General features: G+C 62.3%; 13 protein-coding genes. 3 read left to right on the top strand and 10 right to left on the bottom strand.

Annotated elements, in window-relative coordinates; genetic code table 11:
- Nucleotides 1-116: 116 nt before the first annotated feature.
- The 3 genes from MKZ91_RS09475 to gcl form a co-directional block, all read right to left on the bottom strand.
- Nucleotides 117-1,001 (bottom strand): 2-hydroxy-3-oxopropionate reductase, encoded by an 885-nt coding sequence (locus tag MKZ91_RS09475; RefSeq protein WP_336170351.1) that lies wholly within the window; start codon nt 999-1,001, stop codon nt 117-119.
- A gap of 5 nt (nt 1,002-1,006) precedes the next feature.
- Nucleotides 1,007-1,822 (bottom strand): hydroxypyruvate isomerase, encoded by an 816-nt coding sequence (hyi, locus tag MKZ91_RS09470; RefSeq protein WP_336170349.1) that lies wholly within the window; start codon nt 1,820-1,822, stop codon nt 1,007-1,009.
- An 80-nt stretch (nt 1,823-1,902) separates the two neighbouring features.
- Nucleotides 1,903-3,687 (bottom strand): glyoxylate carboligase, encoded by a 1,785-nt coding sequence (gcl, locus tag MKZ91_RS09465; RefSeq protein WP_336170347.1) that lies wholly within the window; start codon nt 3,685-3,687, stop codon nt 1,903-1,905.
- Nucleotides 3,688-3,858: 171 nt separating this feature from the next.
- On the opposite strand from gcl, the gene MKZ91_RS09460 reads away from it, so the two are divergent.
- A complete protein-coding gene (locus MKZ91_RS09460; RefSeq protein WP_336170345.1) occupies nt 3,859-4,680 on the top strand; it encodes an IclR family transcriptional regulator in 822 nt (273 codons plus the stop codon).
- 108 nt (nt 4,681-4,788) lie between these two features.
- On the opposite strand, the gene guaD is transcribed toward MKZ91_RS09460, so the two are convergent.
- Both guaD and MKZ91_RS09450 read right to left on the bottom strand, forming a co-directional pair.
- Nucleotides 4,789-6,141, bottom strand: a complete 1,353-nt coding sequence (gene guaD / locus MKZ91_RS09455; RefSeq protein ID WP_336170343.1) for a guanine deaminase — start codon at nt 6,139-6,141, stop codon at nt 4,789-4,791.
- On the bottom strand, nt 6,138-7,376 hold the full coding sequence (locus MKZ91_RS09450; RefSeq protein ID WP_336170341.1) for a urate hydroxylase PuuD: 1,239 nt from the start codon (nt 7,374-7,376) through the stop codon (nt 6,138-6,140). Before MKZ91_RS09450 ends, guaD begins: the two co-directional genes overlap by 4 nt.
- Before the next feature lie 147 nt (nt 7,377-7,523).
- Between MKZ91_RS09450 and MKZ91_RS09445 the strand changes: the two genes are divergently transcribed.
- Nucleotides 7,524-8,438, top strand: coding sequence for a LysR family transcriptional regulator (locus MKZ91_RS09445; RefSeq protein ID WP_336170339.1), 915 nt, complete (start codon nt 7,524-7,526; stop codon nt 8,436-8,438).
- 4 nt (nt 8,439-8,442) lie between these two features.
- Here the strand turns inward: MKZ91_RS09445 and MKZ91_RS09440 are convergent, their stop codons facing one another.
- A complete protein-coding gene (locus MKZ91_RS09440) occupies nt 8,443-9,369 on the bottom strand; it encodes a LysR family transcriptional regulator (RefSeq protein ID WP_336170337.1) in 927 nt (308 codons plus the stop codon).
- Between the two features lie 94 nt (nt 9,370-9,463).
- Here MKZ91_RS09440 and MKZ91_RS09435 point away from each other — a divergent pair, with 94 nt between their 5' ends.
- The gene (locus tag MKZ91_RS09435) at nt 9,464-10,252 is read left to right on the top strand and encodes an NAD(P)H-dependent oxidoreductase (RefSeq protein ID WP_336170335.1); all 789 of its coding nucleotides are present in this window, start codon (nt 9,464-9,466) and stop codon (nt 10,250-10,252) included.
- A gap of 32 nt (nt 10,253-10,284) precedes the next feature.
- Here the strand turns inward: MKZ91_RS09435 and xdhC are convergent, their stop codons facing one another.
- From xdhC to uraH, 4 genes are read right to left on the bottom strand one after another with little or no spacing between them, the layout of a single operon-like run.
- Nucleotides 10,285-11,148, bottom strand: a complete 864-nt coding sequence (gene xdhC / locus MKZ91_RS09430; protein WP_336170565.1) for a xanthine dehydrogenase accessory protein XdhC — start codon at nt 11,146-11,148, stop codon at nt 10,285-10,287.
- A gap of 18 nt (nt 11,149-11,166) precedes the next feature.
- Nucleotides 11,167-13,506, bottom strand: a complete 2,340-nt coding sequence (gene xdhB, locus MKZ91_RS09425; protein ID WP_336170333.1) for a xanthine dehydrogenase molybdopterin binding subunit — start codon at nt 13,504-13,506, stop codon at nt 11,167-11,169.
- Nucleotides 13,507-13,517: 11 nt separating this feature from the next.
- Entirely contained in the window at nt 13,518-14,996 is a 1,479-nt protein-coding gene (xdhA, locus tag MKZ91_RS09420; RefSeq protein WP_336170330.1) for a xanthine dehydrogenase small subunit, read from the bottom strand.
- 3 nt (nt 14,997-14,999) lie between these two features.
- Nucleotides 15,000-15,371, bottom strand: a complete 372-nt coding sequence (uraH, locus tag MKZ91_RS09415; RefSeq protein WP_336170329.1) for a hydroxyisourate hydrolase — start codon at nt 15,369-15,371, stop codon at nt 15,000-15,002.
- Nucleotides 15,372-15,527 lie beyond the last annotated feature (156 nt).

Genomic DNA, 15,527 nt, shown 5'->3' with positions numbered 1-15,527 from the left:
CGGAGTTGTCTGATGGTCTCGGGCGGCGGTTCCTCCAACCGCCGCCCGGACACATGACCGGCCCGGAACAATGGGACGCCGGACGGGTCATGCGCATTTCATGTCTGCCCAGGCGATTAAGCGACCTGGTGGTTCGCCATGCGCTCGAGCGCCCGGACGAGACCGGAGTGATCAAGGCCGCTGTCGCCATTGGCGGCGCAATTGTTGAAGAGCTCCTGCGTCGCCGCCGTGTTCGGCAGCGAGATGCCGAGTGACTTGGCACCCTGCAGCGCCAGATTCAGGTCCTTCTGGTGCAGCGAGATGCGGAAGCCCGGATCGAAGGTGCGCTTGATCATGCGCTCGCCGTGCACTTCAAGGATGCGCGAGGAAGCAAAGCCGCCCATCAGCGCTTCGCGGACGCGGGCCGGATCGGCCCCGGCCTTCGACGCGAAGACAAGTGCTTCCGAAACCGCCTCGATTGTCAGCGCGACGATGATCTGGTTGGCAACCTTGGTGACCTGGCCGTCGCCGCAATCGCCGACAAGCGTGATGTTCTTGCCCATCAGCTTCAGGAGCGGCAGGGCGCGGTCGAAGCTCTCCTGGCTGCCGCCCGCCATGATCGACAGCGAGGCGTTCTTGGCGCCGACTTCGCCGCCGGAGACCGGGGCGTCGATATATTCGGCGCCGGTTTCACGAACCTTCTTGGCGAATTCCTTCGTCTCGATCGGCGAGATCGAGCTCATGTCGATGACCAGCTTGCCCTTGGAAAGGCCGTAGACAACGCCGTTCTCGCCGAAGAGAACGTCCTTAACTTCGGGCGTGTCGGGCAGCATCAGGATGATGGTGTCGACGGCTTCGGCGAGCGCCTTCGGCGTGTCGACGAACTTGAGGCCGTTATCGAGAAGTTCCTGGCGCGGCGGAATGACGAATTTCGAAGTGACGATGGTGTGGCCGGCATCCTGCAGGTGGCGCGCCATCGGCGTGCCCATGATACCCAGTCCAATGAAACCGATTGTTGCCATGATGCTTAGCTCCTGATCTTGATGATGTCTGCGGATTGGGTGCGCTGGCGCTCGGTGCCGAGCCAGCCGAGACCTTCGGCTGTCGTGGTGCGCGGCTTGTATTCGCAACCGATCCAGCCGTCGTAGCCGGCCGCTTCCAGGGCGTCGAAGACGAACGGGTAGTTGATCTCTCCGGTGCCCGGCTCGTTGCGGCCAGGATTGTCTGCGAGCTGCACGTGGGCAATGCGCTCGGCATACCGCTTGTACGTGCCGACCAACTCGCCCTGCGTACGCTGCTGGTGGTAGAGGTCGTACTGGATGAAGAGATTGTCGCTGCCGACCTCTTCGATGATCGATGCGGCCTGCGCCACCGTGTTCAAGTAGAAGCCGGGAATGTCGAAGTGGTTGATCGGCTCGATCAAAAGGCGAATGCCGTGCTTGCCGAGTTCGCTTGCGGCGAGCTTCAGGTTTGCGACCAACGTCGAACGCAGGATGCTGTCGGAAACACCGTCCGGCGCAATGCCGACCAGGCAGTTCACCTGCTTGCATTCCAGCGCCGTTGCATAGTCGATCGCGCTGGCAACACCCTTGCGGAACTCGTCGACGCGATCCGGCAGGATCGCGATACCGCGCTCGCCGCGCGCCCAGTCGCCGGCCGGCAGGTTGTGCAGAACCTGGGTCAGGCCGTGCCGCTGAAGCTCGGCGCGCAAGCTCACCTTCTCGAATTCGTAGGGAAACAGATACTCCACGCCTTCGAAACCGGCCTTGGCAGCAAGGGCGAAGCGGTCGAGGAAAGGCACCTCGTTGAACAGCATTGTCAGGTTCGCAGCGAACTTCGCCATGCGATGTCTCCTCCTTCGTGTTTTTCTCTGGAGCGGATGCGGGCGGTTAGCCGCCCGCATCTCCTTCATTTGAGCAGGCCTCAGTCGAGCAGGGCCGTGATGGCGGTCGGCACATCTTCGCCACGCAGCGCCAGTTCCTCGAACTCGACGACGGCATTGATGTCGGCACCCATCGAGATGTTGGTGACGCGCTCGAGGATGAACTCGATGACGACAGGAACCTGGTGCTCGTCCATCAGGGCACGTGCCCGATCGAAGGCCTCCTGGAACTCGTTCGGGCTGCGCACCCGGATCGCCTTGCAGCCGAGACCTTCAGCGACCGCGACGTGGTCGACGCCGTAACCCTTCTCTGCATCGCCTGACGCGTTGATGTTGTCGAAGGCGAGGCTGACTTCGAAGTCCATGTTGAGGCCGCGCTGCGCCTGGCGGATGAGCCCGAGATAGGAGTTGTTCACGACCACATGCAGGTAGGGCAGCTTGTGCTGGGCGCCGACCGCGAGCTCCTCGATCAGGAACTGGAAATCGTAGTCGCCCGAAAGCGCAACGATCGTCCGGTCCGGATCGGCGGCGCGAACACCTAGCGCTGCCGGCAGGGTCCAGCCGAGCGGGCCCGCCTGGCCGCAGTTGATCCAGTTGCGCGGCTTGTAGACGTGCAGGAACTGGGCGCCGGCAATCTGGCTAAGCCCGATGGTCGAGACGTAGCAGGTGTCGCGGCCGAAGGCCTTGTTCATCTCCTCGTAAACGCGCTGCGGCTTCAGCGGCGTCTGGTCGAAATGGGTCTTGCGCAGCAGGGTGCGCTTGCGCTCGCGGCATTCTTCCGCCCAGGCGGACCAGTCGCGCAGCTTGCCGGCGGTCTTCCATTCCGTCGCGACGTCGAGGAACAGCTTCAGCGCAGCACCGGCATCCGAGACGATGCCGAAATCCGGTGCGAAGACACGGCCGATCTGGGTCGGTTCGATGTCGACGTGAACGAACTTGCGGCCTTCCGTATAGGTCGGAACGTTACCGGTGTGGCGGTTGGCCCAGCGGTTGCCGACGCCGAACACGAAGTCCGAGGCGAGCAGATTGGCATTGCCATAACGGTGCGAGGTCTGCAGGCCGCACATGCCGGCCATCAGCGGATGGTCGTCCGGGATCGTGCCCCAGCCCATCAGCGTCGGGATGACCGGGATACCGGTGATTTCGGCAAATTCGGTGAGCAGGTCGGAGGCATCGGCGTTGATGATGCCGCCGCCGGCAACGATCAGCGGACGCTCCGCCTCGTTCAGCATCGCGATTGCCTTTTCGGCCTGGGCGCGTGTCGCCTTCGGCTTGTAGGCCTCGAGCGGCTCGTAGGTATCCGGATCGAACTCGATCTCGGCGAGCTGGACGTCGACCGGCAGGTCGATCAGGACCGGACCCGGGCGACCGGAGCGCATGATGTGGAACGCCTTCTGGAAGACGAAGGGAACCAGCGCCGGTTCCATGACCGTGACAGCCCACTTGGTGACGGGCGCTGCGATCTTTGCGATATCGACTGCCTGGAAGTCTTCCTTGTCGAGGCGCGCACGCGGCGCCTGGCCGGTGATACAGAGGATCGGGATCGAATCCGCCGACGCCGAATAGAGGCCGGTGATCATATCCGTGCCGGCCGGGCCGGACGTACCGATGCAGACGCCGATATTACCGTGCTTGGCGCGGGTGTAGCCTTCCGCCATGTGCGAGGCGCCCTCGACGTGGCGCGCCAGGATGTGGCGAACCGAGCCACGTGCCTTCAAGGCCGAATAGAACGGGTTGATGGCAGCACCCGGTACGCCGAAGGCACAATCGATGCCTTCCTTCTCCAGAACATAAACTGCCGCATCAACGGCACGCATCTTAGCCATGGGAACTCCTCCAATTTCCTGAAAACATAATCCACTGTCTGCGATATGCAACACTCAAATGGAATTCATTTCCATCATGTGGAAATAAAGATTTTCAACAATTCGGAGAAAATCGCTTCGCAGCCTGATAGAGGATGATGGGCGAGAGACGTGATTTGCAGAGAGGCTCTTATGGACGGCAACGGCAGGGGAAAACGCGGGCGCAAGGCGGGCGAGAATGCCGCCCCCTCATCCGTCCAGGTGCTTGATCGCAGCCTTGCCCTGCTGACGGTCGTTGCCGAGGGCGACGGCTCCACCCTGACCCAGCTTGCCGACGAGACCGGCATGGCGCCCTCGACCGTGCACCGGTTGCTGACGACGCTCGCCGGCCACGGCATGGTGATGAACGACCCGGATACCGGCGCCTGGACTGTGGGCTTGAAGGCGTTCGAGATCGGCAACGCCTATCTGCGCTTCCGCAAGCTTGGCACCATCAGCCGCCCATTCCTCAAGGGCCTCATGGAGGAAAGCGGCGAGACGGCGAATATCGGTATCGAGGAAGGCGGCGACGTCGTCTTCATTTCGCAGGTCGAGAGCCACGCGCCGATGCGCGCCTTTTTCCGACCCGGTCGCCGCGGTCCGGTGCATGCTTCAGGCATCGGCAAGGCGATCCTTTCCACTTGGTCGGACAAAGAGATCGCCCAGTTGCTTGGCGGGCGCGAACTCGCCCACTTCACCGACAAGACCCGCGACACGCTGCCGGCGCTCTTGAAGGACATCCAGGAAATCCGTCACCGCGGCTGGTCCGTCGACGATGAGGAGCACACGCTCGGCATGCGCTGTGTCGCCGCCCCCATCTTCAACGAATATGGCGAGACGATCGCCGGCATCTCGATCTCCGGCCCGTCGGTTCGCGTCAATGACGATAAGCTGTCGACCTTCGGTCCGATCGTGCGCGAACGCGCCGACGCGCTCACCAAGGCGATGGGTGGCAAGCGGCCGGAAGAGCTATAGCCCCGTAACGGCAAACGCCGCGCGTCCGAAGGGACACGCGGCGTTTTGAGATTTTGGGCTCGCATCCGTTCTCGGTTTGCGAGCCCGCGCACATGGCCCTGACGTCGGTCAGGCCGTTTCGAGGCTTCTGGTCGCAGTCGTTGCCACATCCTTCGCGCCGTTTGAAGCGCGCTTCATTGGCTTGCCGGCGACATAGGTTTCGGCCACGCAGCGGTCGTCACCCATCGTCTGCAGGATGAAGAGTTCCTCGGCCAGCGTACCGGCAACGCGCATGCGCAACTCCATCGACGGCTTGGCGCGGCTGTCGAGAACAACGATGTCGGCATCGGCACCGACACGCAGCGAGCCGATGCGGTCCTCGAGGTCGAGCGCCCGGGCATTGCCGAGCGTCATGCGGTAGAAGGAGTTGAACGGCGTCAGCCGCTGGCCCTGCAGGTGCAGCACCTTGTAGGCCTCGTCCATGGTCTCGAGCATGGAGAAGCTTGTGCCGGCGCCGACATCGGTCGCTACCGACCACCGGGCACCGAGCTTGTCGAAGCGATCGCGGTCAAAGAGGCCGGAACCGAGGAACAGGTTCGAGGTCGGACAGAAGGTGCCGACTGCGCCTGTCTCGGCAAGCACCGAAATCTCGCGGTCGCTCAAGTAGATGCAGTGACCAAGCAGCGTCCTACGCGTCAGAAGATCGTAGCGCGCATAGATATCGGTATAGTCCTTGGCTTCCGGATAGAGCGAGGTCGCAAAGGCGATCTCGTCCCTGTTTTCGGAAAGATGCGTCTGCACGTAGCATTCCGTATGTTCGGCGACGAGCACGCGGCTCATCTCCATCTGCTCCGGCGTCGAGGTAATGGCGAAACGCGGGCTGATGGCATAATGCGCCCGGCCGCGGCCGTGCCACTTGGCGATGAGCGCCTTGGTCTCGTCATAGCCAAGTTGCGGCGTGTCGCGCAGCGCGTCGGGGGCGTTGCGATCCATCATCACCTTGCCGCCGATCATCAGCATGCCGCGCGCTTCCGCCGCGCTGAAATAGGCATCAACGCTTTCCGGATGCACCGAGCAATAGGCAACGGCCGTCGTCGTGCCGTTCGACAGAAGCTCGTCCATGAAGCGGCCGGCGATGTAATCGGCATGCTCGTGTTTGCGGAACTTCTGTTCCTCGACGAAGATGTAGGTGTTCAGCCATTCGAGCAACTGGGCGCCGTAGGAGGCGATCGCCTGCGTCTGCGGGAAATGCAAGTGCGTGTCGATCAGGCCCGGCAGCACGAGATTGGGGCGATGGTCGGCGACCTTGACGCCGGCGCCGGCGCGCCGGGCAACCTCGGCATGCTCACCGATATCGGCGACCTTGCCGCCCCGCACCAGCACCGCGCCATCTTCGAAATAGCGATAGGAGGCGGTGTCATCGATGCCCTTGGGCTCATCGACGAAGGTCAGCACGCGGCCGCGGATCAGCAAATCGGTCATTGGGTCTTTCCTCCATTCACCACGGATTCGTACCAGGCGACGAGCAGTTGCCGCTCCTCGTCCGATACGCCGGTGACGTTGGCAGGCGGCATCGCGTGGGTGCGGCCAGCCTGCAGATAGATTTCACGCGCGTGGTTGGCGATCTCGGTGTCGGTTTCGAGCGTCACGCCCTTCGGCGGCACGACGATCCCCTCCCAGCCGGGTTCCTTGGCATGGCACATGGAACAGCGGCCGAGCACCGTGTCACGCACTTTCGGGAAGGCCTCGGCCGTAACGAAAGGCTGCTGTGCGGCGGAGATCTTTTCCTCCTCGCCGCCGGACAAGATCTTCGGCACGGTCGAAAGCCACATGATCGCGACAAAGAGCAGCGCGGTGACGAGCCAGGTCCAGGTCGGGTTGCCCTTGTCGGCGTGGCGGGTGTTGAAGTAGTGGCGGATGGTAACGCCCATCAGGAAGACCAGCGAGGCGATGATCCAGTTGTACTGGGTGCCGAAGGCCAGCGGATAGTGGTTCGACAGCATCAGGAACAGAACCGGCAGCGTCAGGTAGTTGTTGTGGGTCGAGCGCTGCTTGGCGATCACGCCGTATTTGGCATCCGGCGTGCGGCCGGCGATCAGGTCGGCGACGACCACCTTCTGGTTCGGAATGATGATGAAGAACACGTTGGCCGACATGATCGTCGCGGTGAAGGCCCCGAGATGCAGGAAGGCGGCGCGGCCGGTGAAGAGCTGCGTGTAGCCCCAGGCCATGCCGACCAGGATGAAGTACAGAAGCACCATCAGCTTGGTGTTGTCACGGCCGAAGGGCGACTTGCAGATCGTGTCATAGGCAAGCCAGCCGAAGGCGATCGAGCCGAGCGAGATGGCGATTGCCACCGGCTTGGAAACGTCGAGAACGTTCGGATCGATCAGATAGAGGTCGGCACCGGCATAGTAGACCAGGCACAGCATGCCAAAGCCGGAGAGCCAGGTGACGTAAGACTCCCATTTGAACCAGATCAGGTGCTCCGGCATGTTGGACGGCGCGACCAGGTATTTCTGGATGTGATAGAAGCCACCGCCGTGCACCTGCCATTCTTCGCCATAGGCGCCGACGGGCAGGCCCGGATGTTTCTTCAGACCGAGGTCAAGGGCTACGAAATAAAAGGACGAACCGATCCATGCAATGGCGGTGATGACGTGCAGCCATCTCACGGCAAAGGTCAGCCAATCCCAGACGATGGCATAGTCGTACATGAAATTCTCCCATTTCTCCTCTCGCCATTATGTGTCATTGCTGGAGGTCGCGGGAACGTCGCTGCTTCACCAACACTTTCAAAAAAATCTATAAAATAGCGACGCAATGGATAGGCTAAAGAGAGCCTGAAGGAGTGGGACGGAGGCATGTCATATCTGGACAATGTGCGCGTCTTCGTACGCGTCGTAGAGCTTGGAACCCTGTCTGCAGCGGGTCGCGACCAACGCGTGACGCCGGCGGTTGCAAGCAATAGAATCAAAGAGTTGGAACGCCACATGGGCGTTCGCCTGTTCAATCGGACGACGCGCAAGCTGACCCCGACGGAGCACGGTCGCGTCTTTTACGATGGCGCCGTGAAGATCCTCGAAGCGGTCAACGAAGCCGAAAATGCGATCGCCGATCTCTCGCGAAATCCCAAGGGTGCACTGAAGATTACCGCTCCATTGGGGATAGGTCGACGGCTTATCGCGTCGGGCATTCCGGAGTTTCACGACAAGTATCCCGACATCGAAGTGCGCCTTCGCCTGTCGGACCACAATGTCGATATCCTGTCTGAAGGCGTCGACGTCGCCTTCAAGCTCGGCATCCTCGAAGATTCCAACCTGCGCATGCGCGGAATCATGAATTGCGAGCGCGTGATCTGTGGGGCGCCAGCCTATTTCGAGAGGCGCGGCGTGCCCGAGACACCCGACACGCTGATTACCGACAAGCATGACTGTCTGCTGCTGCGTTATCCGGGCTCGAAGGAATATTTCTGGACGCTGCAGACCATGGAGGGCGTGCGCAAGCTCGAGGTTACCGGCCCCTACGATTCCGACGACGGCGATGTGCTGACCCAATGGGCACTCGACGGTCGCGGCATCATCAACAAGCCGTTGTTTGAGGTGAAGAGCCACATCAATTCCGGCGCGCTGGTGCCGATCCTCGCCGACACGCCGCCGCTCAGCGTGCAGCTTGCGGCGATCTATCCGCACAAGCGGTTCCAGGACCCGAAGGTCAGGCTGATGATCGACTACATGGCCGAGCGCTGTCAGCGCCTGATCGGCAAGGCGCTGGAATAGGCGCCTAGCCCCTCGCGCGCTCGATTCCCGGAATCCCTCCAATGTGCTCGACAAGGAAATCGACGAGCATGCGCACGCGTACGATGCCCGCGCGCCCCGGCACGATCAACAGGCTGAGTGGCACCGAAGGCAAGCTGTAGTCCGGCAACAGTTCCACCAGCCGGCCGGTCGCCATCAAATCGTCGACCAGCCATCGGTGCGCCGGCGCAATGCCGCGACCGGCGGCGAGCGCCTCCCGGGCGGCAAGGCCGTGGTCGACGCGGAAGCGTCCGGCAAAAGGCACCTGATGGCTGCGGCCGCCCGGCCCCTGCAAGCTCAACACATCGCTGCCTGCAACGTTCGACATGCGAATGCCTTCGTGGCCGACGAGATCCTGAGGCGAAACAGGAGTTCCGCGCGGTTCCAGATAGGAAGGTGCGGCCACGAGCAGGCGCCGGCTTTCGCCAAGTACCCTGAGCTTCATCGAACTGTCGGTGAGCGGCCCGAGACGCAGCGCAATGTCGACGCCCTCGCGCACCAGATCGACGCGTTCGTCGGTGAGGCTGAGGTCGACGTCGATGTCGGGATAGGTGTCCTGAAAGGCGAAGATCAGCCGGCTGACATGCAGCACCCCGAACGCCGCGGTGCAAGAGACGCGAATGGTTCCGGCCGCCGCACCGCGGTTGCCGCGCGCCTCGTCACGAGCCTGCTCGACCAACCGCAGGATCTGGACGCTGTTGGCATAGTATCGGCTGCCTTCATCAGTCAGCGACACGCGGCGCGTGGTACGACTGAGCAGTGGCACACCGACGGCTTCCTCGAGTTCGCGCAGGTGCCGCGTGACGGTGGACTGACCGATGCCGAGTTCACGCGCAACGGCCGAAAGACTTCCGCGTTCGGCAACCCGCACGAATGTGCGCATGCGTTCGAGCGTAATCTCTGATTTATCCATTATTCGGCACAATCATATCCATTCCAGATATCTACCGCATGGAAAAATCGCGGTCTACCTAACGTGTCTATTCACGACTGAAGGACACCCGACCATGAAAGTTCTGCTTGTCTACGCGCACCCCGAACCGCGTTCGCTCAACGGCGCGCTACGCGATGTCGCCGTCAAGGCGCTCGAGGCGGAGGGCCACGAAGTGCGCATCACGGATCTCTATGCCGAAGGATGGAAATCCGAGATCGATCGCGCCGATTTCCCGGCGCTCAGCCCGGATACGCGGTTCAAACCAAGCCGCGCCTCGAAGGAGGCGTTCACGAGCGATAATCTGACCGCCGATGTCAGGGCTGAACAGGAAAAGCTGCTCTGGGCCGATGCGCTGATCCTGCAGTTTCCGCTGTGGTGGTACTCGATGCCGGCCATCCTGAAAGGCTGGGTCGATCGCGTCTATGCCTATGGTTTCGCCTATGGCGTCGGCGAACACAGCGACAAATATTGGGGCAAGCGCTTCGGCGAAGGCACGCTCGCGGGAAAACGTGCCATGCTGATCGTGACGACAGGCGGCTGGGAAGAGCACTATTCCTCACGCGGGGTCAACGGCCCGATCGACGACCTGTTGTTCCCGATCAACCACGGCGTACTCTATTATCCCGGTTACGACGTGCTCCCGCCCTTCGTCGCTTACCGCGTCGACAATATAGACGAAGCGGCTTTTGAGGTGACGGCCGAGCGTCTCAGGGAAAGGATGCGCACGCTGACAACGATCGCGCCTATTCCCTATCGTCGGCAAAACGGCGGCGACTATCTGATCCCGACGCTTCAGCTTCGACCGGAGGTCGGCGCTCCGGGCGCCCGTGGTTTTGCGCTTCACCTCGGCGCCGCCGAATAGCGCAGGTTACACCCGCAATGACCGCTGGGCTGCTAGCGTGCCAGCCTGGCCGCGGGGCGGCGAGAAACGTCGGCCTGCACCGGTTCTTGGAAATTGAGCGCCGCCGCCATGACTTCAGCGGCGGCAAGCGCCGCAATGACCGCCGGGCGCTTGTCCTTCACCGCCGTGCCGCCGATCGGGCAGATCAGCCTGTCGAAGAGTTCGGGTCGCCCGATTTCGCGCGACAGCCAGTTCTTGAAAGTGGCGCGTTTCGTCTTGGAACCGATCATGCCGACATAGGATGCATCGTCGCGGCGAAGCGCTTCCGCCGCTATCAGGAAGTCGAGTGCGTGGTCGTGGGTAAGGATCACGAAGGCGCTGCCGGGTGGGGCGTCGCGCACGACGGCCTCCGGCATTGCCGTCAGGCAGGTTTCGATACCCGGTATGTCGGCAACGGCGGAAAGCTCGTTCTCGCGGGTATCGACGAGCACGGTGCGGACCGGCACCAGCGAAAGTGCCATCGTCAGCGCGTCGCCGACATGACCTGCGCCGAAGACGTAGACATGCGGCCTACTGGCGATTTCCAGGTCGCTGCGTTCAATCAGCATGGCTGCTTTCTCCCGGTCGATACGTGTGAAGGCGAGCGCAACGCGGCCGCCGCAACACTGGCCGATCTCCGGACCAAGCGGGATGGTCATGGCTTGAAGCGCGTCACCGCGCTTCAGCGCCCGACGACCATGGTCGATCGCCATGTATTCGAGCTGGCCACCGCCGATCGTCCCGAAAAGGCCTTCGGGTGCGACGAGCATCCAGGCGTCGGTGTCGCGCGGCGTCGAGCCGGCGGCACCGCTGACCTCCACGAGCACGCAATCCGGCTCGCGTCGGAGAAAGTCCCTGATATCCTCGCGGCTTGCCACCATGACAATCAGCCCTTGTTACCCTTTCTGCCGCGCGGCTGCCCTCAGCCGCTCGATCGCCATCAGCACCCGCTCCGGCGTTGCCGGTGCATCAAGCCGCGGTGCAATACGATACTCCGCAACGCTGGCTGCCGCCATCGACAAGGCTTCGAGTACCGAAATGCCGAGCATGAACGGCGGCTCGCCCACGGCCTTCGAGCGGCGGATCGTTTCCTCACGGTTGACCGACCATTCGGCAAGGCGGGTGTTGAAGATGCGCGGGCGATCAGATGCCAGCGGGATCTTGTATGTCGAGGGCGCATGCGTGCGCAGTCGGCCCTTGGCATCCCACCACAGTTCTTCGGTCGTCAGCCAGCCCATGCCCTGGACGAAGGCGCCTTCCACCTGGCCGTGGTCGAGCGCCGGGTTCAGCGAACGGCCAACGTCGTGCAGGATGTCGGTGCGGTCCACCTGGTACTCGCCGGTCAGCGTATCGACGCTGACTTCCGAGCACGAGGCGCCATAGGCGTAGTAGAAGAACGGACGGCCACGACCTTCCGAACGGTTCCAGTGGATCTTCGGCGTCTTGTAGAAGCCGGCGGCCGAAAGCTGGATACGGGCACCATAGGCGATCTTGATGAACTCGTTGAAGCTCACGCGTTCGGCGCCGATGCGAACCGTGTTCGGTTCGAAGGCAACGTCCGCTTCGCTCACGTTCCAGTGCTCGGCGGCAAACTTGACGAGCCGCGTCTTGATCTGCTGGGCGGCGTTGGCAGCCGCCATGCCGTTGAGGTCGGAACCGGACGAGGCTGCCGTCGCCGAGGTGTTCGGCACCTTGCCGGTCGTCGTCGCAGTCACCTTGATCCGGTCGAGGTTGACCTGGAACTCGTCGGCCACCACCTGGGCAACCTTGGTATAGAGCCCCTGCCCCATTTCGGTGCCGCCGTGGTTCAGATGGATCGAGCCATCCGTATAGACGTGCACCAGCGCGCCGGCCTGATTGTACTCGGTTTTGGTGAAGGAGATGCCGAACTTGACCGGGGTCAGCGCGATACCGCGCTTGACCACATGGTTCTCGCGGTTGAAGGCGATCACCGCCTCGCGGCGCTTGGCGTAGTCGGCCGAGGTTTCCAGTTCCTCGATGATCCGGCCAATGATGTTGTCTTCCACCGTCTGGTGATAGGGCGTAAGGTTCCGACCTTCGCCGCCGTAGAAATTCAGCTTGCGGATTTCGAGCGGATCCTTGCCGACAGCATAGGCGATGTCCTCGATCATGCGCTCGCCGCCGACCATCCCTTGAGGGCCGCCGAAACCGCGGAACGCGGTGTTCGAAACCGTGTTGGTCTTCAGCGGGCGTGAGCGCAGCCGCACGTTCGGATAGAAGTAGCAATTGTCGGCGTGGAAAAGCGCACGGTCGGTGACCGGGCCTGAGAGATCGGCCGAATAGCCGCAGCGCGCCGAGAAGACGGCGTCGACCGCCTCAATGCGTCCCTCGTCATCAAAGCCGAGCTTGTAGTCGACATGGAAGTCGTGGCGCTTGCCAGTGGCGCACATGTCGTCGTCGCGGTCGGGCCGGACCTTGACCGGGCAACGGTACTTCTTGGCGGCGACTGCGGCGACCGCTGCAAAGATATTGGCCTGCGTTTCCTTGCCGCCGAAGCCGCCGCCCATGCGGCGCACATTGACGGTGACCGCGTTGGACGGCACGCCGAGCACGGTCGCGACCATGTGCTGCGTTTCGCTTGGATGCTGCGTCGAGGAATAGACGAGAACCTCGTCGTCCTCGCCGGGGACGGCAAAGGAAATCTGGCCTTCCAGATAGAAGTGGTCCTGACCGCCGATGCGCATTTCGCCCTGAAGGATGTTCTTCGACTTGGCAAAACCGGCTTCGATATCGCCGCGCTCGAGCTTCAGGGGATCGACCACCAGCGGATAGTTGGCGGCCTCCGCTTCGACCACGTCGGTCACATGCGGCAGGTCACGATACTCGATCTTGACCTTGGCGGCCGCGCGACGGGCGGCTTCACGCGACGTGGCAATGACCGCGAAGATCGGCTGGCCGTGGAACTCGACCTTGTCGGTGACGAAGATCGGCTCGTCGTGCTTGTGCGCCGGGCTGATGTCGTTCTCGCCCGGAATATCGGCCGCCGTCAGCACGCCGATCACCCCTTCGCTGCTGTTTACCGCCTCGAAGTCGATCGACAGGATATCGGCATGCGCGCGCTGCGACAGGCCGAGATAGCCGTGCAGCGTGCCCTGGGGCTCCGGAATGTCGTCGATGTATTCCGCTGTTCCCGAGACATGCTTGTGGCCGGATTCGTGCCGTTCCTTTTCGTGGACGGCGCCGCGGATGCGGTCGATGGGCTGCATCACGTTCATGGCTTCCTCCCTTAAACCGCGACAGCAATGGTGCGATCGAGGCGGATCTGGCCGCCCGATTGCGTTTCGAGATAGAAGCGACGAAGCAGGTTCTTCGCCACCAGTTGGCGGTATTCCGCCGAGGCGCGCCAGTCGGTGAGCGGCGTGAAATCCTGGTCGAACGCTTCAACCGCGCGCTCGATCGTCTCCTCGTTCCAGTCGGCGCCCTTGAGCACCGCTTCGACGTTCGACGCGCGCTTCGGCGTGCCAGCCATTCCGCCGAAGGCGATCACGGCGTCGGTCACGCGTCCGGCATCAATCGCGATGTTGAAGCCGCCGCAGACGGCGGTGATGTCCTCGTCGAGACGCTTCGTCACCTTGTAGACGGCGACCCGGGCATCGTCGGAAACGAACGGGATGCGTACGCTTTCCACGAACTCACCGGGCTCGCGATCCTGCTTGCCATAGGCGATGAAGAAGTCCTTGAGAACGACCGTGCGACGACGGCTGCCCTTGCGCAGCGTGATCGATGCTTTGAGTGCGATCAGCGCCGGCGGCGTGTCGCCGATCGGCGAGCCGTTGGCGATGTTGCCGCCGACGGTCCCCATGTTGCGCACCTGCTGACCGCCGATACGGTCCCAAAGTTCGGTCAACTGAGGGAAATGCGCGACGATGACAGGATAGGCTTCGGCATAGCTGACGCCGGCGCCAAGGGTCACACCATCGGCATCGACCGTGATCCGGCGCAACTCTTCGAGATGAGTGAGGTGAATGACCGGCGAGATGTCGCGCATGAACTTCGTCACCCAGAGGCCGACATCGGTCGAACCGGCGACGATCGTCGCCTTCGGGTTGGCTTCGAGTACAGCAGCAAAATCGTCGACCGAGCCCGGAAGAATAAAGCGTTCCGCCTCGGAGCCGATCTCGACGCGACGGCCATCCTGCAGCGACGCCAACTCCCTAGCGATGCGGTCACGCTCGGCAACCAGTGGATCCTTGCCGACATCGCCGATCGTCGAGATTGCTTCGGCCGCGCGGATGATCGCGGCATAGCCGGTGCAGCGACAAAGATTGCCCTGCAACGCCTTCTCGATTTCGGCGATCGACGGCTTCGGGTTCTCCATCCAGAGGCCGTAGAGCGACATCACAAAGCCCGGCGTGCAGAAGCCGCACTGCGACGCGTGCGTATCGACCATGGCCTGCTGCACCGGATGCAGCGGACCGGTCGGTTGCGCGAGTGAATCCACGGTCACGATATGACAGCCGTCGAGCGAACCGACGAAACGGATGCAGGCATTGACGGATTCATACTTGAGCTTGCCGTCGAGCAGTCGACCGACGAGCACCGTGCAGGCGCCGCAATCGCCCTCGGCGCAGCCTTCCTTGGTGCCCTTCAGGTTGCGGTCGATGCGCAGGAAATCGAGCAGGGTCTGAACCGGCGAAACGTCGGCAAGTTCGACCAGGCGATGGTTCAGGATGAAGCGGATGGTGTTACGAATCTGGATCGTCATTGCTCAGCTCCCGCGGTAGGTCGAGTAGCCAAAGGGCGAAAGCAGCAGCGGCACATGGTAGTGCGCTCCCTCGTTGTCGATACCGAAGCGGATCGGAATGACGTCAAGGAAGGGGTTCTGACCGCGCTTGCTCTGGCCGCCGAGGTAATCGCCGGCATGAAAATGCAGCTCATAGGTGCCCAACTGCATCCGCTCGCCGCTCAAGAGCGGTTCGTCGCAGCGACCGTCGTCATTGGTCTTCACGGATTTGATGTGCGTCTGGCGCTCGCCCTCGACCCGGTAGAGCTCGATGCGCAGCCCCTCGGCCGGTTTACCGCTTGCCGTATCCAGCACGTGTGTCGTCAGACGGCCGGCGTTTCCACCATGAGATTGCATGTAGTTCGCTCCTCCCGAAGTCAGCTTTCCACCTCGCAGTATTCCGGCATTTGGGCTTCCCCGGTAGCGAGCCGATCATTCGAGACTTTCAAATTTTTTGGGGGGAATGGCTCGAGATAAATGCCGCTAGAAATTTGTCCGCAGAGACGAAAATGT

This window comes from Ensifer sp. MJa1 (assembly GCF_037026475.1).
Lineage (GTDB): Bacteria > Pseudomonadota > Alphaproteobacteria > Rhizobiales > Rhizobiaceae > Ensifer.
This window is presented reverse-complemented; position numbering and strand designations above follow the sequence as displayed.